At 54.8% G+C, this 22,650-nt stretch carries 21 protein-coding genes and 1 riboswitch; of the genes, 14 read left to right on the forward strand and 7 right to left on the reverse strand.

The features are described 5' to 3' along the window. Positions 1 to 55: 55 nt before the first annotated feature. Positions 56 to 988 (forward strand): DMT family transporter, encoded by a 933-nt coding sequence (locus SNR34_RS07040; RefSeq protein ID WP_486181498.1) that lies wholly within the window; start codon positions 56 to 58, stop codon positions 986 to 988. A 99-nt stretch (positions 989 to 1,087) separates the two neighbouring features. Here the strand turns inward: SNR34_RS07040 and SNR34_RS07045 are convergent, their stop codons facing one another. The 3 genes from SNR34_RS07045 to lplA all read right to left on the reverse strand — a co-directional run bounded on the left by SNR34_RS07045 (position 1,088) and on the right by lplA (position 3,612). Next, positions 1,088 to 1,423 (reverse strand): DUF3139 domain-containing protein, encoded by a 336-nt coding sequence (locus SNR34_RS07045; RefSeq protein ID WP_486181499.1) that lies wholly within the window; start codon positions 1,421 to 1,423, stop codon positions 1,088 to 1,090. Positions 1,424 to 1,719: 296 nt separating this feature from the next. Continuing rightward, the gene (locus tag SNR34_RS07050) at positions 1,720 to 2,523 is read right to left on the reverse strand and encodes a Cof-type HAD-IIB family hydrolase (RefSeq protein WP_339276706.1); all 804 of its coding nucleotides are present in this window, start codon (positions 2,521 to 2,523) and stop codon (positions 1,720 to 1,722) included. 87 nt (positions 2,524 to 2,610) lie between these two features. Further along, on the reverse strand, positions 2,611 to 3,612 hold the full coding sequence (gene lplA / locus SNR34_RS07055) for a lipoate--protein ligase (RefSeq protein ID WP_486181500.1): 1,002 nt from the start codon (positions 3,610 to 3,612) through the stop codon (positions 2,611 to 2,613). A 340-nt stretch (positions 3,613 to 3,952) separates the two neighbouring features. On the opposite strand from lplA, the gene cobD reads away from it, so the two are divergent. The 11 genes from cobD (at position 3,953) to SNR34_RS07110 (ending at position 15,206) form a co-directional block, all read left to right on the forward strand. Next, positions 3,953 to 5,149 carry a threonine-phosphate decarboxylase CobD gene (gene cobD / locus SNR34_RS07060; RefSeq protein WP_486181501.1) on the forward strand — a complete coding sequence of 399 codons (1,197 nt, stop codon included), beginning with the start codon at positions 3,953 to 3,955 and terminating at the stop codon, positions 5,147 to 5,149. Next, the gene (locus SNR34_RS07065; RefSeq protein WP_486181502.1) at positions 5,146 to 5,946 is read left to right on the forward strand and encodes an adenosylcobinamide amidohydrolase; all 801 of its coding nucleotides are present in this window, start codon (positions 5,146 to 5,148) and stop codon (positions 5,944 to 5,946) included. The genes cobD and SNR34_RS07065 overlap by 4 nt, the downstream gene beginning before the upstream one ends. Positions 5,947 to 5,987: 41 nt before the next feature. Next, a complete protein-coding gene (cbiB, locus tag SNR34_RS07070; RefSeq protein ID WP_486182419.1) occupies positions 5,988 to 6,968 on the forward strand; it encodes an adenosylcobinamide-phosphate synthase CbiB in 981 nt (326 codons plus the stop codon). Beyond that, positions 6,959 to 7,651 (forward strand): histidine phosphatase family protein, encoded by a 693-nt coding sequence (locus SNR34_RS07075; RefSeq protein WP_486181503.1) that lies wholly within the window; start codon positions 6,959 to 6,961, stop codon positions 7,649 to 7,651. The genes cbiB and SNR34_RS07075 overlap by 10 nt, the downstream gene beginning before the upstream one ends. A gap of 138 nt (positions 7,652 to 7,789) precedes the next feature. Beyond that, positions 7,790 to 7,943, forward strand: a riboswitch (cobalamin riboswitch). Between the two features lie 214 nt (positions 7,944 to 8,157). Beyond that, complete coding sequence (locus SNR34_RS07080) at positions 8,158 to 9,156, forward strand: ABC transporter substrate-binding protein (RefSeq protein WP_486181504.1); 999 nt, start codon at positions 8,158 to 8,160, stop codon at positions 9,154 to 9,156. Continuing rightward, positions 9,153 to 10,199 (forward strand): FecCD family ABC transporter permease, encoded by a 1,047-nt coding sequence (locus SNR34_RS07085; RefSeq protein ID WP_486181505.1) that lies wholly within the window; start codon positions 9,153 to 9,155, stop codon positions 10,197 to 10,199. Before SNR34_RS07080 ends, SNR34_RS07085 begins: the two co-directional genes overlap by 4 nt. Then, positions 10,196 to 10,993, forward strand: a complete 798-nt coding sequence (locus tag SNR34_RS07090; protein WP_486181506.1) for an ABC transporter ATP-binding protein — start codon at positions 10,196 to 10,198, stop codon at positions 10,991 to 10,993. The genes SNR34_RS07085 and SNR34_RS07090 overlap by 4 nt, the downstream gene beginning before the upstream one ends. Positions 10,994 to 11,059: 66 nt before the next feature. Then, a complete protein-coding gene (gene cobT, locus SNR34_RS07095) occupies positions 11,060 to 12,145 on the forward strand; it encodes a nicotinate-nucleotide--dimethylbenzimidazole phosphoribosyltransferase (RefSeq protein ID WP_486181507.1) in 1,086 nt (361 codons plus the stop codon). Beyond that, positions 12,142 to 12,702 (forward strand): bifunctional adenosylcobinamide kinase/adenosylcobinamide-phosphate guanylyltransferase, encoded by a 561-nt coding sequence (gene cobU / locus SNR34_RS07100; RefSeq protein ID WP_486181508.1) that lies wholly within the window; start codon positions 12,142 to 12,144, stop codon positions 12,700 to 12,702. Before cobT ends, cobU begins: the two co-directional genes overlap by 4 nt. Continuing rightward, a complete protein-coding gene (gene cobS, locus SNR34_RS07105) occupies positions 12,699 to 13,598 on the forward strand; it encodes an adenosylcobinamide-GDP ribazoletransferase (RefSeq protein WP_486181509.1) in 900 nt (299 codons plus the stop codon). The genes cobU and cobS overlap by 4 nt, the downstream gene beginning before the upstream one ends. Before the next feature lie 9 nt (positions 13,599 to 13,607). After that, a complete protein-coding gene (locus SNR34_RS07110) occupies positions 13,608 to 15,206 on the forward strand; it encodes a cobyric acid synthase (RefSeq protein ID WP_486182420.1) in 1,599 nt (532 codons plus the stop codon). A 178-nt stretch (positions 15,207 to 15,384) separates the two neighbouring features. Here the strand turns inward: SNR34_RS07110 and SNR34_RS07115 are convergent, their stop codons facing one another. Further along, the gene (locus SNR34_RS07115; RefSeq protein ID WP_486181510.1) at positions 15,385 to 17,085 is read right to left on the reverse strand and encodes a methyl-accepting chemotaxis protein; all 1,701 of its coding nucleotides are present in this window, start codon (positions 17,083 to 17,085) and stop codon (positions 15,385 to 15,387) included. A 336-nt stretch (positions 17,086 to 17,421) separates the two neighbouring features. On the opposite strand from SNR34_RS07115, the gene SNR34_RS07120 reads away from it, so the two are divergent. Beyond that, positions 17,422 to 18,819: an L-cystine transporter gene (locus SNR34_RS07120; RefSeq protein ID WP_339276729.1), complete on the forward strand. Its 1,398-nt coding sequence runs from the start codon at positions 17,422 to 17,424 to the stop codon at positions 18,817 to 18,819. A 277-nt stretch (positions 18,820 to 19,096) separates the two neighbouring features. Further along, complete coding sequence (locus SNR34_RS07125; RefSeq protein ID WP_343259974.1) at positions 19,097 to 19,825, forward strand: queuosine precursor transporter; 729 nt, start codon at positions 19,097 to 19,099, stop codon at positions 19,823 to 19,825. 117 nt (positions 19,826 to 19,942) lie between these two features. Here SNR34_RS07125 and SNR34_RS07130 read toward each other — a convergent pair whose 3' ends face one another. The 3 genes from SNR34_RS07130 to SNR34_RS07140 form a co-directional block, all read right to left on the reverse strand. Continuing rightward, positions 19,943 to 21,031 (reverse strand): M24 family metallopeptidase, encoded by a 1,089-nt coding sequence (locus SNR34_RS07130; protein WP_486181511.1) that lies wholly within the window; start codon positions 21,029 to 21,031, stop codon positions 19,943 to 19,945. Between the two features lie 184 nt (positions 21,032 to 21,215). Continuing rightward, positions 21,216 to 21,953: an MBL fold metallo-hydrolase gene (locus SNR34_RS07135; protein ID WP_486181512.1), complete on the reverse strand. Its 738-nt coding sequence runs from the start codon at positions 21,951 to 21,953 to the stop codon at positions 21,216 to 21,218. Positions 21,954 to 22,011: 58 nt separating this feature from the next. Next, positions 22,012 to 22,557 (reverse strand): hypothetical protein, encoded by a 546-nt coding sequence (locus SNR34_RS07140; protein ID WP_486181513.1) that lies wholly within the window; start codon positions 22,555 to 22,557, stop codon positions 22,012 to 22,014. Between the last annotated feature and the right edge of the window lie 93 nt (positions 22,558 to 22,650).

The following is a 22,650-nucleotide window of genomic DNA, read 5'->3' on the forward strand; positions in this document are numbered from 1 at the left end:
ATTCTGTTCTGTTGACGGTAAGGTATGATGGTGAACAGTTGAAGGAGGGGCTGGCATGGTAGCGGCAGCATTTGCGATAATGTGTTTGATTTTCGGTACGACGTTTTTGGCGATCAAAATCGGCGTGGAGGCAGGGCTTCCGCCTTTTCTGTCCGCAGGACTGCGGTTCGTGGCCGCCGGGGCGCTGATGTTTGCATGGATGTGGATGAAAGGGCGCGTGAAGCTCTCCCTGCTGTGGCGGAAAGAGATGCTGTTAACAGGCATGGGATTGACCTTTGGCACGTTTGCGACGCTGTATTGGGCTGAACAATATGTCAGTTCCGGCGTAGGGGCCATTTTGTCGGCGACGGGGCCGCTCATGATCATGATTATGCAAACCGCGCTGTTACGGCAAAAAACATCGCTTCGCATCGTGGCGGGGTACTTGGTCGGCTTTGGCGGGGTGGTGCTGGTCGTTCTGCCAGGCATATCGTTTGGGGGAGGCGCATTGTGGCTCTTGGGCTGCATTGCCGTTTTGGTGGGAGAATTATGTTATTCGGCAGGGGCGTTATATTCGAAAAAGGTCATTAACCAGTTTAGCGACAGCGATCCGGTGGCGATCAATGCCGTGCAAATGATGTACGGGGGCGTGCTGCTTTTGGGACTCTCGGCTGTAACCGAGCCTTGGAAGATGAGCATAAGCACCTTGGATTGGCAGCCTGCCATCCTGTCCCTGTTATATTTAACGGTGATCGGTTCAATGGTGGGACATAGTCTGTTCTATTGGATCATGTCGCGCACCAATCCGCTGTTCCCGGCGACCTGGCTGTATATCTCGCCGCCAATCGCCGTTGTTCTGGGAGCTGTGCTCTATAACGAGCATGTCAGCTGGATGACGTGGACGGGCGTCGTGCTGATCGTTTCCGGCCTGCTTGCCATGAACGACAAGGTGATGTCCGCATTTCGAGCAGGGATTCGAAAAGTACAATTCAAAGCACGGGTTGGATGATAGTTAAACCCTTATAAGCTTTTGTCCGCGTAGAAAAGCCCTCTCCTATTTGTTCACAAAGATAGGAGAGGGCTTCTGCGTTTCCGGTGGAGCGCTTGACTAAGGTTGAACTGGTTCAAGGTGTTTATATGAATAATCGGGATTTACCCCATTTATGGGTGCGCTATTATATTGAAATATAGCACCATTCTCTTTTTTATAGAAATATCTTGCGTTTGGTTCATCTTTGAATATGACCTCGGTGTTAACGAGCGGCGCTTTGCCGAAATGGGTGTCAATGGCTAGAATGTCTGCCTTGCTGTATCCCTTGACGTCAACGAGATAGGCTTGTACTTCTGCTTCCCTACTTCTTTGGACATTCCATAAAAATGAAAATATTCCGAGAATCAAAGCAAACAACAGGAAGATAACTAATTTTCCTTTGCTGATTTTCATGACTCTATCACCTCTATGGATAAATCATACATGTTCAATCGGCACAGGAAAAGAACTTCTATGGGGCGGTACAAGCGTAGATCGGCTTACCTATATCCGGCCTTCCGAAATTCTGAATTCCAGTCAGGTCATTACGACCGCCGTGTTTTATCGATAAGACCCGAAAAGATCTCTACAAAGGGGAAACAGCCTGATGCGCCGCTGCGCATTTCAGGCTGTTTTTGTTGGATGAAGTAAATGGCCCTGATTGCTGTAAACAATCGGGGCCATGAAAGGGAAGATGTTCTGCCGGGCGATTATTCCGCGTTCAGCACAAACTTCTCGATAACGTGTTTTACGCCGTCTTCGTTGTTGCTCAGCGTGATGTAATCGGCCAGTTCTTTCAATGCAGGAATCGCATTGCCCATGGCCACGCCAAGTCCGGCAACTTCAAGCATCTCGTGGTCGTTCCACGAGTCGCCGATGGCGATGCACTCGCTGAGCTCGTGGCCGAAATGCTCGGCCAGGAAGGTCAAGGCATGTCCTTTGGTTCCTTCGCGGTGCATGATTTCCAGGAAGTACGGTTTGGATTTGGTGATGTGCACCTCAGGTCCGAGCAGTTCGCGCAGATCTACGGCCACTTTATCCAAGTAATCCGGCTCGTCGATGATCAACAGCTTCGGCGTTTTCTGCTCGATCACTTTAATGAAGTCCGGTTCAATGTGGTACTGCGTGCCATTCAGTTTGGCATAATCGCGCAGCTTGTCGTTTTCTTCGCGGGCATACAGCTTGTCGTCGATGTACGTTTGCAGGTGCAGATTATGCTCCAGGCAGTAGTCGAACAGCTTGCGGGAAGCGTCTTGCGGAACATAGCGCTCATAGAGCACATGCTCATCCAGCAGGTTTTTGACCAGTGCGCCTTGATACGTGATGATCGGCACGTTCAGCTTCGTTTGGCGTGCCAACGCTTGAGCGGAGGCGTAAGCGCGGCCGGTGGCCAGCGTAACCACCACGCCGTGAGCAACGGCTTGCTCCAATGCGGTTTGCGTGGCAGGGGTCACTTCTTTGTCGTCGTTGATCAGGGTGTCATCGATGTCGATGGCGATCAGTTTGTAAGTCATCCGGTTTCTCTCCTTTTTATCTGTGCATGATGAGGTGAATCGAATCTGTTAATTCCGCTTTATTTTGCAGGGTAATGTTGCTCGGTGCTACTCTTCCAAGAAAATCAGTCCGATGAAATCTTCCAGCTCCAGGTTGCCGAAGTAATGCTTGACGTCAAGGTCCTTGAGAGCTTCCCGCACATCGTTTTCCTCGTAACGCTTGCCGCGCAGCATGTTCTCGATGTCCGCCACGTCGCCTACGCCGAAGAAATCGCCGAAGATTTTAATGTCCTCGATGCGTCCGTCCTTGATGTTCATACGCAGGTCGATGATGCCGACAGGGAATTTGCGGGAATGTTTCACATTGCTTTCCGGCGATTGGCCGTAGTTCCAGTCCCAGTTTTTGTAGCGTTCGGCAGAGATTTCGTTGATTTTCTCCCAGTCTTTCTCGGTCAAATGGTATTGCGGAACTTCGTTAGGCTCCATGCCGAAAATGTGGCGCAGCAGTTCGCCGCGGAACGCTTCGATCGTCATGTCGCTGCTCATCAACTCGCGAATGTTGGCGACGCGGCTGCGGACCGACTTGGTGCTTTTGGATTTGAACTTCTCGGGATTGACGTTCAGGGAAGCCTGTACGTGATCCAGGTTCAGGTCGAACATCAGCGTGCCGTGACTGAACATGCGGCCGCGGGTGGAGAACTGGGCATTGCCCGAAATTTTACGTTCGCCCACCTGCAGGTCGTTCCGTCCGGTCAATTCGGCGTTGACGCCAAGTTCATGGAGCGCTTCGACGACAGGTTGGGTGAATTTGCGGAAATTGTGGAAGGACTGGCCGTCATCCTTCGTGATGAAGCTGAAGTTGAGATTGCCGAGATCGTGGTAAACGGCACCGCCGCCCGACAGACGTCTCACGACTTGAACGTTGTTATCCTGAACATACTCGATGTTGATTTCCTCGATCGTGTTCTGGTGTTTTCCGATGATGATGGAAGGGCGGTTGATGTAGAACAGCAAATAACTGTCGTCCATCGGCAGATGCTTCAGGATGTATTCCTCGATGGCGAGGTTTACCGAAGGATCCGTGATGCCCTGGTTGTCGACAAACAGCATGGTCATTCCTCCATTAATGTATGTGAGGGAGAAGTCTCCCTTATGTAGTGATTCTCGCGGAACGAAGTTCCTCTACTATCATATCAGAAAGTATCGTAAACCGCGCATGGCTTTCAGAAATTACCGGAAAACTTCTCTTGAACAGCCGTTGCGATAAGAATCGCCATACGCTTAACGTCTCCATCGGTTCGATGCGAAAAAGAAAACGACCGGCGATATCATATTTTGTTATTTTACACCGAATCATGTAAAAACACGCAAAAAAGCAGGCTCAGATCGGACAATTCGGCGTTGACCACACCTTGCCCGGACGCCATAATAAACAGGATACATAGAAAGGATGACGGACAGAATGACCGATATCATTGAAGTTTTCGGACATGGCGGGGACGTAGAGACGGCCGCATCCCGTTTCGGGGGAGATCCCGCCGATTTTCTCGATTTTAGCGCAAACATCAATCCCCTGGGTCCGCCGCCGGAAGTGCTGCGTGCATTGGAACAGGGTTTGAATGCGGTGCTGCGTTATCCCGATCCGGGACATCGCGCGTTGAAATCCGCTTTGGGCAGCAGGCTGGGAGTCGCTCCGGATTGTATATCCGTAGGCAACGGCGCGGCGGAGAACATGGCCTTATTGCTGCTTGGACTGGCTCCCCGCAGGGTGGGAACCGTGGAACCGGGCTTTTCGGAGTATGCCGCTCTATCCCGGCAATTCGGAGCAGAAGTGATCAGCGTTCGTGGACGGCAAGAGCTGGATTGGCGGGCCGAGACGGAGGACATCGAACGATTGCTGGAACAGGTGGACATGCTCTTCCTGGGCCAGCCGAATAACCCGAACGGTGTGCAGTATCCGGTAGCCGTACTGGAACGTTTGGCTCTCAAGGCTGGGCAAACGGGTGCGGTTCTCGTCGTGGACGAAGCCTTCATGGACTTTATTCCGGCGGAGAAGCGCCACTCGCTTGCGGCAAGGCTGCATGAATTTCCGCAGGTTGTCATCATCCGCTCCATGACCAAGTTCTATGCGATACCCGGACTGCGTCTGGGTTACGCCTTGGGACGGCCTGAACTGATCGAGGCAATGACAGCCAAGCAGGTGACGTGGAGCGTCAACGGCCTTGCGCTGATTGCCGGGGAAGCCTGCCTGCGCAGTGGAGAGTCGTTCGAACGGGAAACGTTGCAGCAGATTGCGCTGGAACGCAGGCGGCTGAGTGATGCTTTGCAAGGATATGGCTGTGAGGTAACGCCTGGAGAGGCCAACTTCCTGCTCGTCCGTTTGCCCGATCCGTGGACTGCTGCCACCATGCAGGCGGCGCTTGGCGGGCAGGGCATCCTCATCCGCAGCTGTGCGATGTATCCGGGTCTGACGGAGCGTCATGTCCGCATTGCGGTTAAAGACGAGCCGTCCAACAAACGGTTGATCGAAGCGCTGGGCTGTGTAATAACCGCCCAAACTTCGAAAACGGAGGAACCGGTCGGGACGGATGAGCAGATCGAAGCTGTACCCGACCCGGTTCAAAAATCGGGGGGTGGCGTCCAATGACATTGCCGTTTCGCGATGTGGAGGGTAACCTTGCCGCGGAGGGGACCTCGTATGATTCCGTGACTTGGCCGGGCCTCCGCGTTACGATTCATGAGCGTCATGTCAAAGCGTCCGTGCCTTCTCCCGTGCCGGCCCTGTCCAGCGCGATCGTTGGCGGAGGCATGACGGAGCTGGACCGCGTGTTCAACATTTACGTCGACAAGCACTACCGCTGTGATGATCCTCTGAGGGACATCGAACGGCTGCTGGCCGAATGGCAGGAGCCGCGTGATGTGTGTTCCGGTTTGCTGACAGCGGTCAAGCTGCAGCATACGTCCATTCAGGAATGGGACGGATCGGATTTCGGACTGCTGTGCTGCACAACCGCAGGTGTGTCCAATGCTGCCCGTGCCGGTTCGGACCGGCTCGTCTTTGATGCGTGCGGTAACGAAGCGGAGGAGAATTCGATCCGGGACGCCGTTTATGTGCCGGGCACCATCAACATCATGTTGTGGGTGAACGGGCGCATGACGCCGGGAGCAATGGTCAATGCCGTACAGACCGCTGTGGAAGCAAAAGCCGCGGCGCTGGCCGATCGCGGCGTGCGTGATGCCGACAACGGACTGTCGGCGACGGGGACAACGACGGATGCCATCGTGCTCGCCGTCCGGCAGGATCATGCAGACAAACCTTTGGTCCAATACGCGGGTACGGCAACGGTCATGGGCGCAGCCATCGGCAGACTGGTGTATGACACGGTGAAAGAGAGCCTTGAGGCAGGGAAATGGAACCGGCGGCAGGAGGGGGAACCGCGATGACAAACATATTCGCGTTTGCTTCTTGGCCGGTATGGACCGGCATGACGGGTGCCGGGGTGCTGCTGGCGGCCTACATCGTCGATCGCTGCATCGGTGATCCGCGCTGGATTCCTCATCCGGTCATCGGCATGGGCAAGGGCATTACGGCGTTGGAACGATGGATCCGTGCCAAGGTTCATTCGGATCAAGGGCTCAAAAAGGCCGGATTATGGTTCCCGATCGTGATTGCCGGCGGTGCTTTTATTCTGACCTGGTTGGTACTCATTGTGCTGGGGCTGATCCATCCAGTGCTCGCTGTTTTGGCCGAAATCCTGTTAATTGCGACCACCATTGCGTCCAAAGGACTGAAGGATGCAGGCATGGAGGTTTATCGCCATTTGGCGCAAGGCGACCTTCCGGGAGCCAGACGTTCGCTCGGCATGATCGTGGGCAGGGATACCGAGCATCTGGAGGAACCGGAGATCGTGCGCGGGACAGTGGAAACGGTGGCCGAAAACATCGTCGATGCCATCGTCTCCCCGCTGTTCTACGCGCTGATCGGAGGAGCTCCGCTGGCCATGGCCTATCGTGCCGTTAACACCTTGGATTCCATGGTTGGTTACAAAAACGAAAAGTACCTGCATCTCGGCTGGGCCTCGGCACGTCTTGACGACTGGGCCAACTGGATTCCGGCGCGGATCACGGCCTTATTGCTCATCGCGGGCGCCTGGGTCATGAAGCTGGACGCAAGGCAGTCGGCACGCATGGTCTCCAGGGATGCACGATTGCATCCAAGTCCGAACAGCGGGTTTCCTGAGTCGGCTGTCGCCGGAGCGCTGGGCATTCGGCTTGGCGGGCACAATGTTTACCATGGCGTAGCTTCGTTTCGTGCATATATGGGTGAGCCCACTCGTCCAATGGAGGCCGAAGACATCGTGCGCACGTCGCGCCTGATGTTCTGGTCGGCCGGATCGTTCGTACTGCTCTGCATTTTGGTCAACCTGCTGGTTTGGTTCTGCGGAGGCTCGTTGTTATGGACATGATGACAAGACGGGGAGAACAACAGGATCAGCAAGGGACACACGATCGATGGGAAAAAGAATTATGGCTTGTTCGTCACGGCACGACGGCGTGGAACACGGAAAAGAGGTACCTCGGCCATACCGATATCGGTTTGCTGCCTGAAGCGGAGCAGGAATTGGCCTCACTGCGCGTGCAGTTGGGCGGCATTAAGTGGGCTTCGGTCCATAGCAGCGATCTGCTTCGCTGCCGTCAGACGCTGGAACGGATCGCGCCCTTGCACGCAGGGCAAGCGCATATGGACTCCCGGCTGAGAGAAATCCATTTTGGCGAATGGGAAGGGCGTACCTATGAGGAACTGAAGCATTTGGCCCGTTACCGGGAATGGATCGATTCACCGCAAACAGTAACTCCGCCCGGCGGGGAACCGTGGTCATCGTTTTCTGCCCGGATTGATGATTTTTTGAATGAAGTAATGTGGGCGGAACCCCGGCATGAGAGAACTGGTGATTCGACAACAGCGCAGACGAAAGATCTGGTCGTTACGCATGGCGGGGTCATTCGTTATATGCTGACTCGGCTGCTGCCAGGTCAGGCGTTCTGGGACGTTTCGGTCATTCCGGGGCAAGCGATCCGGCTTCAATTGGAACGTTCGCCGGACGGACGGAAGGCAATCCGTCTTCCTTTTCCCGAAATCGGGTTGTAAGCACGGTCGATATCACCTATAATCACAACAGAAGTGTGGCTTCGGTACAAGCATCGTTTCAAGAGCTGGCGAAGGCGTTCGGCAGCAGATGCACACCCACTTGAATGGGGATGCAATATTAACGACCATGGGACCCGTTACTCCCGAAAATCACGGCGTCCGTGCGGACGATCCGGAGAGGGCAAACGGGTAAAACAGGGGAAGCCGGTGCAAATCCGGCACGGTCCCGCCACTGTAATCCAGCCGATTCGGCGTGGAAAGTCAGGTTGCCTGCCCAGGGCGTTTAACCATCGGTGTTCCTTCGAGGAAAGGACAGCGTTTCGGGCAATGCTCCATGCATGCGGCCTTGTGCTGTCGTGCGCGGATCGCCATATGCGAGACGTTATCCCTGATCCTGATCGCAAGGATCGGGGATTTTTTTTCAAGAAACGGCCATTCAAGGGACAGACACGGGCGGAAGCACAGTCTTCGATCTACCAAACACAGAAAAAGGGGAGAATCCAATCATGAGATTCACGACATGGAAAGGCATGGCGTCCCTGCTGAGCGCAGCGATGCTGACATTCGCTCTCGCAGGATGCGGAGCGGCAACAACGAACAACGAAGGAGGCGCAGGCACGCAGCAGCCGGCACAGGGGCAATCCCAGGAACAGGCGCAGACGGACCTCAAAACGCAGTATCCGTTCACGGTGACCGATGCAACGGGCGAGTCGTTTACGTTTGAAAAGGCGCCGACAAAGATCGTCTCCGTATCGCCAGCCGAAACGGAATCGCTGTTCGCGCTCGGATTGGACGAGCAGATCGTGGGCGTATCCGATTTCGACGATTATCCGGAAGCAGCGACGACAAAACCGAAGATGGGCGGCGTGTCCAAGCCGAACGAAGAGTCGATCATTGCAGCGGATGCCGATCTCGTGGTAACGGGGATTTCGATGAGCGAGGAAGCCGTGAAAAAGCTGCGCGACTTGGGTATCACCATTTTCAAAACAGACCCGAAATCGGTCGATGACGTAATCAAAAACATCGAAACGTTCGGCAAAATTACGGACCGTCAGGCAGAAGCCCAGAAATTGGCCGCACAGATGAAACAAGATGTGGCTGACGTGACGGAAGCGGTCAAATCGGTGAAACCGGAAGACAAGAAAAAAGTGTACGTGGAGTTCTCCCCAGGCTGGACTGTGGGCAAGGGAGAGTTCATGGATGAAATCATCACGCTTTCCGGTGCTACGAACGTCGCTTCCGACATGACAGGCTGGAATGAAATCAACGAAGAAAACATCATCGCCGCCAATCCGGATGTGATTTTGTACGCGGACGACGTGGTGGAAGACTCCAAAACACTGGATCAAATCATCAAGGCCCGCAGCGGTTGGGATCAAATTACAGCCGTCAAAAACGATCAGGTCATCGGTTTGGATGCCAATCTGCTGACTCGTCCAGGTCCTCGCGTGACCCAAGGCTTGAAGGAAGTGGCCAAGGCGGTCTATCCTGACTTGTTCCAATGAGCCGCAAACTTGCAGTGTACGGCACAGCAGGCATGGTGCTGCTTGTCCTGACCGTGCTGATCTGCACCGGCATCGGCTCGGTCTCGCTGCCGATCCGGCATATTGCAGGTATTATTCTGCATCACATTCCATGGCTGGGTGACCGGATCGTTCCGGATTGGACGACTGCAGCGGAACAGATCATATGGAAGGTACGCCTTCCGAGGGTACTGCTCGCTGTTCTCGTCGGCGCAGCATTGACCGTGGCCGGCGCTGGATTTCAGGGCGTACTGCGCAACCCGCTGGCCGACCCGTTCACCCTTGGCGTATCGTCCGGAGCGTCGGTGGGGGCAGCCGTGTTGATCTTTTTCGGCCTGCAATATGCGCTGATCGGCGTCTGGACGCTGCCGTTGGTTGCTTTCGTGACCGGAGTGCTGACATTGTGGTTTGTGCTGGCTTTGGCGCGCGAAGGCCGCAAAATCCCGACGCACAGCCTCATTCTTGCCGGCGTGGTGATGCAGAGTTTCCTGGGAGCGGTCGTATCCTTCCTGTCCACCATGTCCAAACAAACGATTAACGAAATTATATATTGGACGATGGGAAGTCTGGCACTGCGTGGATGGTCGTATACGGCCATCCTTTTCCCATATTTCCTGCTTGGTTTGCTCGTGCTGTGGAGCCAAGCTCGTTCATTGAACATTTTGGCGCTGGGCGAAAGACAGGCTGCCCACATCGGGGTTCGCGTCGACCGATTGAAGCTGGCGGTGCTCGGCGTGGGTACGCTGCTGACGGCTGGGGCCGTCTCGGTGTCGGGCGTGATCGGTTTTGTCGGTTTGGTCATTCCGCATATGCTGCGGCTGATCGTCGGCCCGGATTACCGTCTGCTGGTGCCGCTCTCCGCCATAGGCGGTGCGATCTTCATGGTATGGGCCGACACGATTGCCCGTTCCTTGCTGGCACCGACCGAGATTCCCCTCGGCGTCGTCACGGCATTTGTGGGAGCACCGTTCTTCGCCTACCTGCTGCACCGCAACAAAAAGCTGCAAAAGGGGATGATGCCGTGAGCGGGAACCAATCTCTGATCGAAGTGAAGGGCGCAAGCAAAAGCTATGGCTCCCATCATGCCCTGCATGACGTGAACTGGAGCGTCCAGGAAGGGGAATGGTGGGGAGTGGTCGGCCCGAACGGCAGCGGCAAATCCACCCTGCTGCAGCTGGTGGCTGGAACCGAGCAAGCGAATACGGGCAGCATCCTGTTGGAAGGGAAGAACATTGCCTCTTACGGTCGCAAAGAGCTGTCGCGCATGATTGCGGTATTGCAGCAGGACGGGCTGCCCTCGATCTCGTATCCTGTAAGGGATGTGGTGGAGATGGGGCGGTACCCCTACCAGAACTGGATGGGGCGCGATTCGGCGGATGGGGATGCCATCGTGGAACGCGTGCTTGCAGAGCTGGAGCTGACGGAACTGGCGGATCGTCCGCTGAACGCACTCAGCGGGGGCCAGCGGCAGCGGGTAGCGCTGGCCAAAGTGATGGCACAGGAACCGCGGCTGCTGCTGCTGGACGAACCGACGACATTTCTGGATATCCAGTACCAGCTGCAATTCATGGAATTGCTGTCTGCATGGCGTAAACGAAATCGCATTACCATTGTGGCCGTGCTGCACGATTTGAATCTGGCGGCACAGTTTTGCGATCATATGCTGGCATTGCGTGATGGAGCATGTGCCGGAGCAGGAACGCCGGAAGCGCTGATGACGGAAGATCACATCCGGAAGCTGTTTAGGGTCGATCCGGCGATGGTCAGTCATCCTGACAGCGGTCTTCCTCAATTGCTGCTGCGTCGTAAACCAGAGTAGCATCATTGCAATTATAGTCGGGCTGTCATGGTCCTAATTCTAGTATAGAAGGAAGTGCTGGATGGAATGGAAAACGAACAGCTGCTGATGCAGCTCATCAATAACATCAAAGGGATTGACGCTCAAGCGGCCGCAAAAGCATCAGCTCATGTGGATATGCTCACGAAGCCGCCGGGAAGCTTGGGCAAACTGGAGGAGCTGGTCATTCGGCTCGCTGGCATGACAGGTGAGGTCCGCCCTTCGTTTGAACGCAGATCCGTCATCGTTATGGCTGCCGATCATGGCGTTGTCGAGGAAGGCATCAGTGCGTTTCCGGCAGAGGTGACGCCGCAGATGGTGATGAATTTTTTGGCGGGCGGAGCGGCGGTGAACGTGCTCTCGCGCCATGCCGGTGCGGAAGTCGTGTGTGTTGACATTGGCGTGAATGCAGACCTGAAACATCCGGGTCTCGTTTCGCGGAACATTCGCAAAGGCACGGCCAATATGGCCAAAGGGGCAGCGATGACCCGCGAACAGGCCATTCAGGCCATCATTACGGGCGTGGACGTGGTCCATGCGGAGGTTGAAAAAGGCTCGCGTCTTTTCGTTACCGGCGAGATGGGCATCGGGAACACAACGGCCAGCGCGGCCGTTGTATGTGCCTTGACCGGCATTGCACCTGCTGCGGCGGTAGGGCGCGGAACGGGCATGGATGATGAGGGCGTACTGCGCAAGGCGGCCGTGGTCGGGCAAGCGCTGAGCGTGAATGCGCCGAACGGCGACGATCCGCTCGACGTGCTCTCCAAAGTAGGCGGTTTGGAAATCGCCGGACTTGTCGGCGTGATTCTTGCGGCAGCCGCCCATGGCTGTCCGGTCGTCGTGGATGGCTTCATTTCTACGGCAGCCGCGCTGATCGCAAGCCGGTTGGCTCCGCTGAGCAAGGAGTACATGATCGCCTCCCATACATCCCACGAGAACGGACATGCGGCCCTGCTGCGCGAATTGGACCTGAAGCCGATGCTGGACCTGGACATGCGGCTCGGCGAAGGCACCGGCGGCGTGCTCAGCCTGCACCTGATCGATGCGGCGTGCCGTATCCTTAATGAGATGGCTACCTTTGCAAGCGCAGGCGTCTCGGACGGATCTTCAGCTCAAGGAGAGGGAACACGATGAGCGTTCTTGTGACAGGCGGGGCAAGAAGCGGCAAAAGCTCGTTTGCGGAGCGTCTCGTCATGCACCGCTCTTCGGAAGCTTGGTATGTCGCCACGGCCCAAGCCTATGATGACGAGATGCGGGAACGCATCCGCATGCATCAGAAGCAACGCGAGGCTGCCGGGTATTTATGGCATACGGTGGAGGCGCCTCTGGATTTGCCCGAATGGATCTCTCAGATGGGCCAATCCCGTGCGGGTACTTCCGCGCCAACCGTGTTGGTGGATTGCCTGACGTTGTGGCTTTCGAATGAATTGCTCGCGCATGAGCATGAACCTGAATCAGTACTGCAAGCACGAATGGATGCCCTGGTAGAGGCGATTCGCGCGTATCCCGGCTTGCTTGTGCTGGTAACCAACGAAGTCGGCGACGGTATCGTGCCGGAATATCCCTTGGGACGAAGATACCGGGATCTGGCGGGCATATTGAATCAGCGGGTTGCCGCAATTTGCCGCGAGGTGTTTCTGGTTACCGTAGGTATTGCCGTTGAGTTGAAAAGCAGGGAGTACCGCTTATGAGCAAAGGCAGCAGCGCCAATCCATATGGCAAAAAACAGGCGGCCGCCGCCGCTTTTCAGTTTCTGTCCCGTTTTCCCGTCCGGATGCAGCTTGATTTTGCTCCTCCTTTGTTAAGGGAAAGCGTGGTGTATTACCCGCTCGTCGGGGCGGCGATCGGCCTTGCCGTCTGGCTTGGCGGAGCCTTGTTCGGCACAGTGCTGCCCGCCCTGCCCGCCGCTGTGCTGACCTTGACGCTGTGGGTGTGGCTCACTGGCGGATTGCATCTGGACGGCTGGATGGATACGGCGGACGGGCTGCTCAGTTATCGCAGCCGCGAACGCATGCTGGAGATCATGAAGGACAGCCGCGTCGGTGCCATGGGCGTCATTGCCTGCGTGCTGCTGTTGATGATGAAAGGGGCGCTGCTGGCCGATTTCATTGCCCAAGGCCGCTGGGCATACGTGCCGCTATTGATTTTGCCCATGATTTGGAGCCGTTGGTTCATGGTATGTGCGATATCGGGCTGGCCGAATGCCAGAGCTGATGATGGTTTGGCCGCATTGTTTGCCGGCTTGGGCGAACGGAGAGAACTTCGGCGGGCAACGGCGCGTGCTGCTTGGCTAACCGTTGTGGCAGGTTTAATTGCGCTTGTCGCCGCGTGGTATACTCAGCCTCATCATAGCCTGATCGGTGGCGGCATGTCGGGACATTCATGGTGGCTTTATCCGGTGCTCGCCACCATGCTGTTGCCGCTGGCGTGTCATCTGCTCGGAAGATGGGTTGCCGGGCGGATCAGCGATCGGTTGGGCGGTTTGACCGGGGATACGTACGGAGCGATGAACGAATTGCTGGAGACGGCGCTTTTGATTGTATTAAGCCTGCTGCAGGGCTTGTTCTGGACTTCGTTTGCAAACTGATTGATCAAGATGAAAGCCGGGGTGGGAAAGATGGTAGAAAAAGAGGTACATACAGCGCCGGTCATCATGCTACAGGGAACGGCCTCGGATGTGGGCAAAAGCGTCATTACGACGGCATTGTGCCGCATTTTCAAGCAGGACGGTTTCCGTCCGGCACCGTTCAAGTCGCAGAATATGGCGCTGAACTCTTACGTCACGCACGACGGCAAAGAGATCGGGCGGGCGCAGGGCGCGCAGGCCGAGGCTTGCGGAATCGAAGCTACAACCGACATGAATCCGATTCTGATCAAGCCGGTTCGGGACATGCATTCCCAGATCGTGGTTCATGGCGTGCCTTTTGCGCAGATGAGCGCTTCGGATTATCGGCAGCACTTTTTGCCGGAAGCCAAGCGGACGGTGCTGGAGGCGCTTGATCGTTTACGTTCGGCTTACGACATTGTCGTGATGGAAGGCGCAGGCAGCCCGGCGGAAATCAACCTGAAGGACCGAGATATCGTCAACATGAATCTGGCAGGTTGGGCGGATGCCCCGGTCATTCTGATCTCGGATATCGACCGCGGCGGCGTGTTTGCTTCGATCGTGGGCACGCTGGAATTGCTCGAACCTCACGAAGTTCAGCGCATCAAAGGCTTTATCATCAACAAGTTCCGCGGCGATTTGTCCCTGCTGCAGCCGGGACTGGACTGGCTGGAAGAGCGGACAGGCATTCCGGTGCTCGGCGTGCTGCCTTACGTCAGGGACATTCAGATCGAGGCCGAGGATTCGGTGGTGCTCGATTCGCTGCGCCACGGCAAATCGGAGCACAAGGAACTGGATCTTGCAGTGATCCGTTATCCGCGCATTTCCAACTTTACCGATTTTGATGCCTTGTCGAAAGAGCCGGACGTCAATGTCAGGTTCGTGACTTCTCCGGAGGAACTTGGACAGCCTGACGCGATCTTGTTGCCAGGCACCAAAGACACGATTGGCGATCTGGAGTTTTTGCGCGAATCGGGTTTGGAGCAAGCCATTGCCCGTCGCGTAACGCGCGAGCATGGACAGCTTGTAGGCATATGCGGCGGGTACCAGATGCTGGGTGAGCATCTCAAGGACCCGTTCGCCGTTGAAGCGGGGCAGGTACAGGAAGCAAAGGGACTCGGATGGTTGCCGTTGTCGACCACGTTCCTCCAGCGGAAACAGACGGTAAGGGCAGCGGGACAGGTGCTGGAACAGCATCCCATTCGGCTTGCGAGCCATGAAAGTACGGATACCGCATTGCCGGTTGAGGGGTATGAGATCCATATGGGTGTCACTGAATGCAACCGGCCTGATCAGGTCACCGCATTGTTTGAAATCCAACATGCCGACGGTCAACCATTCGCGGAGGGCTGGGGTACGAAGGACGGCAGAGTGTGGGGAACGTATCTTCACGGCCTGTTCGAGAGCGACCGCTTCCGGCGAGCCTGGCTGAACGGGCTGCGCGAAGCCAAAGGGCTCGAATCGCTGGAGAAGACCTATAGCGCCAGGGAGCAGAAGGAAAAGGAGTTTGATCGGGTCGCAGACTCGGTGCGTTCGGCTTTGGACATGAAGCGGGTTTATGAAATCATGGGCATGGGAGAGAAGGTCTGACTGGTTGAAGATCGGGGCATGATCATTTTCTCGCAATCATAACGGCATGAAAAACACCCCCATAGGTGGCGCTGCCTTGTACCGGCAAGCGGCTCCCATGGGGGTGTTTATATTTGCATATCTGACTATACTGATTCATATGATTCAGCAATGAACCGACAGGGTGAGTTATAGAGAGTTAGTCGATTTTGAATTTCTTCATGGCAGCCTGCAGTTCGACAGCCTGTTCATGCAGATGACGAACCGTATTGGCATGGGAATCCATCTCGCTGAGCTGGGTTTCCGCCGTGGCAGCAATCTGCTGCATGCTCTGACGGGCCCTGGACGTAATCTGTGCCGTTTCTTCCACGGAGGCGCTGACTTCTTCAGCTCCTGCAGATACCTGTTGGGTAGAGGAAGAGACGTTCTGGATGGTCAGATTGACGTTTTGGATCAATTCGTTCAGTTGTTTGAATGCGGCCCCTGCCTGCTGCACGACTTGCGTTCCCGATCCGACTTCTTCCGTCACGCGATTCATGGCATTCACCGAACGCTCGGCATCTTCCCGAATGGTAGCCAGGTAATCCGAAATTTCCTCCGTGGCTTGTTTCGATTGCTCGGCAAGCTTGCGGACCTCGCCGGCAACGACGGCGAATCCGCGCCCGTGCTCGCCTGCGCGCGCCGCTTCGATGGAAGCGTTGAGGGCCAGCATCTGAATCTGTTTCGTAATGACCGAGATCGAGGTAACGATCGTACCGATTGCGATGGAACGTTCATTCACGGTTTCGACGTAACGAAGCGATTCGGTAGCGGTCTGGCCTACGCGCTCCATTTGCTCGACCGCATCCTGAGCCAGCCGGTTTCCGTTGACGGCTTCGCCGGCCGCATCGCCGATCTGTTCGGAAACCTCGGCAGACGATGATGCGATATACATGATGCCTTGCGTGATTTCTTCCATGGCCCGTGCATTTTCGGAGGCGCTGGAAGCGATGCTCTCACTGCCTTTCTCGGCTTCCACCGCAGAGCGGCTGGAGTTTTTGACCATGCCTGACATGGACTCGACCCGCTGCAGCAGGTCGTTGGAGCCGTCGACGACTTCGGAGGAAGTCGCAAGCGCATGGCTGATCATTTCTTTCAGATTATGGGTCATCACCTGGAAGCTTGCAGCCAATTGGGCAATTTCATCTCTGCCTTTGATGTTGAGCTCTGTCGTAAGATCGCCTTGCGCTACCTGTTTGCTGTGCTGAACGAGCTTGATGATCGGCGTCGTGATTCTTTTGATCAGGCTATTGGAAATGAGCCATCCCAGAACGATGACAAGTGCAGTAATGCCCAGGCACAGCCAGAAAATTTGGGAGATCTTGCTCTGGATAAACTCGGCATCCATACTAACAGCCATCACCATATTGCCGCCCGAGATCGGAATGAATGCCGCTTTATGTACGCCAAAGGCATCGTTATATACGGAGCTGATGGCAACGTCCTTGTTCTGCACCGCCTCTTCCATGGCATTGACGACGTTGACCGAATCCCCTGTTTTCATACCCGATGCCGTATTGGCGATAACGACCGTTGCCGTGCCATCCTTCAAGGCAACGACGTAGGCCGCGTCCAGATTATGCTCTTTGGCTTTTTGGGTCAGGAATGATTCGACCGTTAACGCTGCGCCGTCCGAGCCCGAGCCCCCGCTTTGGATTTGCGACAGTTTGGAGGCCGACGTGTTTTTATATATATCATGGACCGACGTATCCAGCACCTTGTCGAACTGAGGCATCACGTAGCTTTGGATAATGTTCATGGAAACAAAATAAAAACTGATGCTGAACAACAAAGAAGCAACCAGCAATACAAGGAACAGGGTACTTCTTATTTTCCCGGCAACGGTGCGATTTCGAAACATAAGATCATCCTTTCACGTCATGTTCTTTGACACAAACGCTTTTCCGTATGGTCAAGACCTTCTTCCTAATAAAAAGAGGCCTAAAGTTTGAGTTGGGACATCATGGGAATAAGCGGATATACCTATATTACATAATTAACCGGAGGTTGAATACAATAATTTTCATCAGCGTTCAACTTTTTTTCAGAAATAACGGGATTAATTACATACATGTTACATTTAAATAATAAAAACCTACCAGAATAGTTTGTTTTGTAGTATGATGGATTACGCCGCTTCATGAAGCTTAGCCGGGTTGCCCGGCAATGAATTATTTTTCAAGGGAGGATTCAAGCAATGAGTACTTTTCAAATCATTCTGAACGTAGCGGTTATGCTCGTTCTTCTGGGCGTCCTGATCTGGATGCAAAAGAAACATATTTCCTTCACCAAGCGGGTCTTTGCGGGACTTGGGCTCGGGGTCGTATTCGGCGTAGCGCTGCAGTTGATCTACCCTTCCGGTTCTGACGTCATCGCCAAATCGGTCGATTGGTTCAATCTGGTCGGCTCGGGTTATGTTCGATTGCTGCAAATGGTCGTTATCCCGCTGATCATGGTGTCGATCATCTCGGCCATCATGAATTTGAAGGGCAAGCAGAACCTGGGCAAAATGAGCTTTTCCATCATCGCGATTCTATTGATCACGACGGCGATCGCGGCCAGCGTCAGCATCGTGACCAGCCTCAGCTTTGATCTGAAGGCGATCGACATTCAGGGCGGCGAGAAAGAGATTGCTCAAGGCCAGAAGATGGAAGAACGACTGGTGGATGTGCAGGACCAGACGATTCCGCAGCAAGTGCTGGAGTTCATTCCGTCCAATCCGTTCGCGGATATGACGGGAGCCCGCCGTTCATCGACGCTGGCTGTCGTCATCTTCTCCGCGTTTATCGGGGTGGCGGTGCTTGGGCTGGATCGCAAAAAACCGGAGCAGGCGGAAACGTTCCGCAGCATGGTCAACGCGGTGTATGCCGTGGTCATGCGGATCGTTACGCTGGTACTCCGATTGACGCCGTACGGCATTTTGGCGTTGATCACAAAGGTGACGGCGACGACGAACCCGGATGAAATTTTGAAGCTGCTCAAGTTCGTCATCGCATCTTACGTGGCGTTGATCGTGATGTTTATCATTCATCTCATCATTATTTCGCTCTTCGGTTTCAACCCTGTCACGTATGTGAAAAAAGTGCTGCCAACGCTTGTATTTGCGTTTACGTCCCGTTCCAGCGCGGCAACGATTCCGCTGAACGTGGAAACTCAAACGAAGAAACTTGGCGTATCGGACGGCATCGCCAACCTGTCGGCGACCTTCGGAGCAACGATCGGACAGAACGGTTGCGCCGGGATCTATCCGGCGATGCTTGCCGTCATGATCGCGCCTACGATGAACATTAACCCGATGAGCTGGGATTTCATCCTTACATTGATTCTCGTCGTTGTCATCAGCTCCTTCGGGGTAGCCGGCGTAGGCGGCGGAGCCACCTTCGCTTCCCTGATCGTGCTGTCCACGATGAATCTGCCTGTTGCACTCGCAGGCCTGCTCATCTCCGTGGAGCCGCTGATCGATATGGGCCGTACGGCGCTGAACGTGAACGATTCGATGACCGCCGGTCTCGTATCCAGCAAAATTCTGAAAGAGAACGACCAGAACACGTACAACGATCGCGGTCAAGATCTGGACACGGCCGTTCAGGCCTGATCCGGATCAACCCGTAAAGAAGGCCAGCATCACCGGCCGTCCATCGTTCAGGTTAAACCGCAGCTGCATGAATGCAAGGTTAGCAAGCCGTCTTTCGGGTTCGTCCCGAAGGGCGGCTTTTTTCGCAAGGATGTTCGGCAGGGAAGGGCTGGTTGAATTTAAGTCTGTTCAAGTCGGGAGAAATGTGTTAGAGTAATTCATGTTTTGGCCAAAGGGGCCAGGGCCGCGGTTCGTAACCATCCCGCGTAATCAAAACTAGGAAGGCAGTGTAAATAGTATGTTTAATTTAGGGTGGGGAGCGCTGTTCGTTCTCGTGACTTATGGATTTTTCCTGTTATGTTATCGTTTGTTCGGCAAAAAAGGACTGTATGCCTGGATCGGCGTAGCGACGGTCATTGCCAACATTCAGGTGACGAAGACGATTGATATTATGGGGATCGTGCTGACCTTAGGCAATACGATGTATGTCAGCATGTACCTGACCAGCGACCTGTTGAATGAGAGGTATGGTCCGGGCGAGGCGCGCAAAGCGGTGTGGTTCGGATTTTTTACGCTGATCATGACCACGGTATTGATGCAAATGGTATTGTTCTTTGATCCGGCATCGACGGATTTTGCCCAGAAACCGATGGAGATCCTGTTCGGATTGCTGCCGCGATTGGCGCTTGGAAGCCTGACGGCCTACTTTATCAGCCAATTCCTGGACGTGCGGCTTTATACCTGGCTGCGCAAGCTGTTTCCGGGACGGAATCAGCTGTGGATTCGCAACAACGGAAGTTCGATCATCAGCTCTTTCGTGGATACGCTGGTGTTCTGCACCATCGCGTTTGCGTTTATCTATACATGGGACGTATGGATCGAGATTTTCCTGACGACGTATGTCATCAAATTCGTGCTGACCGCCGTGGGGACGCCGTTCTTGTACGTTGCCAGAAATTTCGTGTTCAAGGACGAGCCGGTTGCACCGGTTCAAACCAAGGACATGAACGACACGCGCATGTTCTAAAACATAAAAAGTGCCGCAAGACGATGAATGCCACGCATTCGGTCGTTTTGCGGCACTTTTTCAATTTGACGCGAAATGCATGCAGATTGCGCCAGTGAGTCAAGGGCCGATCAGGCTTTAGTCCGTGAGCACCTGCAGTTCTTTCGGATAGCTGGTCAGCACCTCAATCCCCGTATCGGTCACGAGCACGTCATCTTCAATGCGCACGCCGCCAGCGCTGACATAAATGCCAGGCTCGATCGTAAACACCGTTCCTTCCTGCAGAATGTCCTGGTTCTGTCCATGCAGGGATGGATATTCGTGTACGTCGATGCCGAGACCGTGTCCTACGCGGTGCATAAACCGTTCGCCGTATCCTGCTTCTTCGATGACTTGGCGGGCGGCACGGTCCACTTCTGCGCAGGTAATGCCGGGTTTCACGGCACGAATGGCCGCTTCGTTGGCTGCAAGCACCGTATTATAGATGGTTTTCAGCTCCGGCGAGATGTCGCCAAAGGCAAAAGTACGGGTAATATCGGATGCATAACCCCCGGCATATACGCCCATATCGAACATCAGCAGGTCTCCGTGCTGGAGTTTACGGTCACCTGGCGTGCCGTGCGGCAGTCCCGTTTTGGGACCGGTCAATACCATCGTGTCGAAGGATGGGCCGTCGGCGCCCAGTTTCTTCATTTGATATTCCATCTCGGCGACCAGCTCGATTTCGGTAACGCCCGCACGTACGTGGGAGAGACCTTGGCGCAGTACCTCTTCGATCAGATGAATGGCATGGCGCATCCGGGCCACTTCTTCCGGCGATTTCTTCACGCGCAGCGCACGCAGCAGCGAACCGACGTCTTCGAAGCGGGTCGAGCCGAGAGCGGCGGCCAACTGCTCGTAACGGGATACCGTCATGTATTCTTTTTCGAGACCGATCCGTTCCAGCCTGCCTTGATAACGTTGCAGCAGGTGATATGGATTGTCCGTGTCCGAGTGCGTTACAATGTTTTTGACCGAAGAAGCGGCTGATGCGGCATCCGCATCCAGGGCAGGCACGATCAGCAGCGGCTCCTCGCCGCGGGCGAGCACCAGGCCGAGAAAGCGTTCATGCGGATTGCTTGCAAAGCCGGTCAAATAATAAATATGCTTCGGATCAGTGATCAGGACAGCATCAAGGCCGTTCGCCGACAGATCGGCTTCCAGGCGGGATAATGGGGTTGATGTCATGATTAGAACGTCCACCTTTCATATGTACATCGTTTTATTATAAGAGATGTTCGCAAAATTCCCAAATAGTTGCTTTCAATGGGAGGCGGCACTATGCAAAGAAGCCAGGCCCTACATAGAGGACTCGGCTTCTTCGGCAGATGCGTGGATCGATTCGTGCAAAATCGTCTGGCCGAAGCGATGATTACCGCGCTTCCTCGGCCAGAGCTTTGATGCGCCCGCTTGGGTCTTGGGTATATTCCCCGCCGTGATAACACAGTACCTTGTCCAGCTTGAGGCCAGTCAGGCGGTTCAAGCTGCGCAGCGCTTCAGGCATGTCCGGGGTAACCGTCGGCGCAGGGCCGACCAGTTCGTCGTCCACCACCCGGAGTTCGTCGGCCGCCAGAAGGAGATGTTGATCGCGAACATACAGGCAGATGTGCCCTGGCGTATGTCCTGGCGTATGGATGACCTGAATCCCGTCCTCGCCCTGAAGCGGCAGTATGTCCCCGTCCTGCAGGACGCGGGAGATTTGAATTTCGGGCAGCTGCGCAAGCAGCTGATCAGCGAGTTCGGCTATCGGTGCAGGCAGCAGTGCTATGCGTTCCGGCGTGAATTTGATCAACGGCAATTCGCCGTTCAGGTAAGGGACTTCTTCCGCATGTGCCCACACTTCCAAGCCGGGAACGGCGTCCAGCAGAGCGCCGAGGTTGCCGATGTGATCGATGTCCTGATGGGTAATGATAACGCGTTTGATATCCGACAGCTGCACGCCTTCCAGTTCCAGCGCAGCTTGCAGCTCCGCGAATTGTCCGATCATGCCCGTATCGATGAGCGTAATTCCGTCATTGTCGCGCAGCAGGACAGGATGGATCGGATTGAGGCCTGCCGGAGTAGGAATATGAAGTTGAAGCACGGTCAGGGATGGAATGGGTTTGTTCATTGATTCTCCGGAGCGGGTCCGGCACACCTCCTTGGTTAGGTTTATAGTTTGCCGCCGGTTATGCCGGCCGATATTTCAATTGTTTCCTGTATGCCTTCATCGTATCGAGAATCCACGCCAAGGTTCGGGAGGCATCGTGGTGGTCTTTCATGACGGCAGCGAATTCAAAATGTTCAAGCATCAGCTTGTTTCTCAACTGAAACACCTGGACGATGGCCTGATCCGGCTGTTCCGACTCCTGCTTCGGTACCGGGGAGATATGCTGCTTTTTCAATTCGGCCTGAAGGATCTCGATGTTGGATCGGGAACGGTAGGCAGGAGTTTTCATCAATTGGACCGAATTGAAAGGCTGTTGGTACGATTGCTGGTACAACTCATGCAGCATGTGTTCGACAATGGTACAGCACTCGATGGTGATGGAAGCATATCTGCGATGCAAACGTCTTCGGGCCATTTCCCGGAGCTCTTCGTTCGTCCAATCGTCTTGTCGTGCAGGCAAGGGGGATTCGGCCGTATGCCGCAGGTTTGCGTATTCCTTTTCCAGTCGTTTCAACTCAAGCTTGGCTTCTTTTTTGATTTTTTTGAATTGTTCTTTGCTCAGCATGTCATGTCCTCCCATATGAACCGGATGCGATGCTTCCATTATCTCATATTGTTCTTACGAATGCCCATCCCGCATAAAGCTATGCCAAATCGA

Source organism: Paenibacillus sp. XP01, assembly GCF_057364885.1.

Bases quoted from the DNA above. Each gene is read 5' to 3' on its own strand.
- cobT (WP_486181507.1), top strand. From the start codon at position 11,060: ATGGAAAACGAACAGCTGCTGATGCAGCTCATCAATAACATCAAAGGG.
- SNR34_RS07065 (WP_486181502.1), top strand. From the start codon at position 5,146: ATGACATTGCCGTTTCGCGATGTGGAGGGTAACCTTGCCGCGGAGGGG.
- SNR34_RS07120 (WP_339276729.1), top strand. From the start codon at position 17,422: ATGAGTACTTTTCAAATCATTCTGAACGTAGCGGTTATGCTCGTTCTT.
- SNR34_RS07115 (WP_486181510.1), bottom strand. From the start codon at position 17,085: ATGTTTCGAAATCGCACCGTTGCCGGGAAAATAAGAAGTACCCTGTTC.
- SNR34_RS07140 (WP_486181513.1), bottom strand. From the start codon at position 22,557: ATGCTGAGCAAAGAACAATTCAAAAAAATCAAAAAAGAAGCCAAGCTT.
- SNR34_RS07040 (WP_486181498.1), top strand. From the start codon at position 56: ATGGTAGCGGCAGCATTTGCGATAATGTGTTTGATTTTCGGTACGACG.
- SNR34_RS07125 (WP_343259974.1), top strand. From the start codon at position 19,097: ATGTTTAATTTAGGGTGGGGAGCGCTGTTCGTTCTCGTGACTTATGGA.
- lplA (WP_486181500.1), bottom strand. From the start codon at position 3,612: ATGCTGTTTGTCGACAACCAGGGCATCACGGATCCTTCGGTAAACCTC.
- SNR34_RS07110 (WP_486182420.1), top strand. From the start codon at position 13,608: ATGAAAGCCGGGGTGGGAAAGATGGTAGAAAAAGAGGTACATACAGCG.
- cbiB (WP_486182419.1), top strand. From the start codon at position 5,988: ATGACGGGTGCCGGGGTGCTGCTGGCGGCCTACATCGTCGATCGCTGC.
- SNR34_RS07135 (WP_486181512.1), bottom strand. From the start codon at position 21,953: ATGAACAAACCCATTCCATCCCTGACCGTGCTTCAACTTCATATTCCT.
- cobD (WP_486181501.1), top strand. From the start codon at position 3,953: ATGACGGACAGAATGACCGATATCATTGAAGTTTTCGGACATGGCGGG.
- SNR34_RS07080 (WP_486181504.1), top strand. From the start codon at position 8,158: ATGAGATTCACGACATGGAAAGGCATGGCGTCCCTGCTGAGCGCAGCG.
- cobU (WP_486181508.1), top strand. From the start codon at position 12,142: ATGAGCGTTCTTGTGACAGGCGGGGCAAGAAGCGGCAAAAGCTCGTTT.
- SNR34_RS07045 (WP_486181499.1), bottom strand. From the start codon at position 1,423: ATGAAAATCAGCAAAGGAAAATTAGTTATCTTCCTGTTGTTTGCTTTG.
- SNR34_RS07085 (WP_486181505.1), top strand. From the start codon at position 9,153: ATGAGCCGCAAACTTGCAGTGTACGGCACAGCAGGCATGGTGCTGCTT.
- cobS (WP_486181509.1), top strand. From the start codon at position 12,699: ATGAGCAAAGGCAGCAGCGCCAATCCATATGGCAAAAAACAGGCGGCC.
- SNR34_RS07075 (WP_486181503.1), top strand. From the start codon at position 6,959: ATGGACATGATGACAAGACGGGGAGAACAACAGGATCAGCAAGGGACA.
- SNR34_RS07050 (WP_339276706.1), bottom strand. From the start codon at position 2,523: ATGACTTACAAACTGATCGCCATCGACATCGATGACACCCTGATCAAC.
- SNR34_RS07130 (WP_486181511.1), bottom strand. From the start codon at position 21,031: ATGACATCAACCCCATTATCCCGCCTGGAAGCCGATCTGTCGGCGAAC.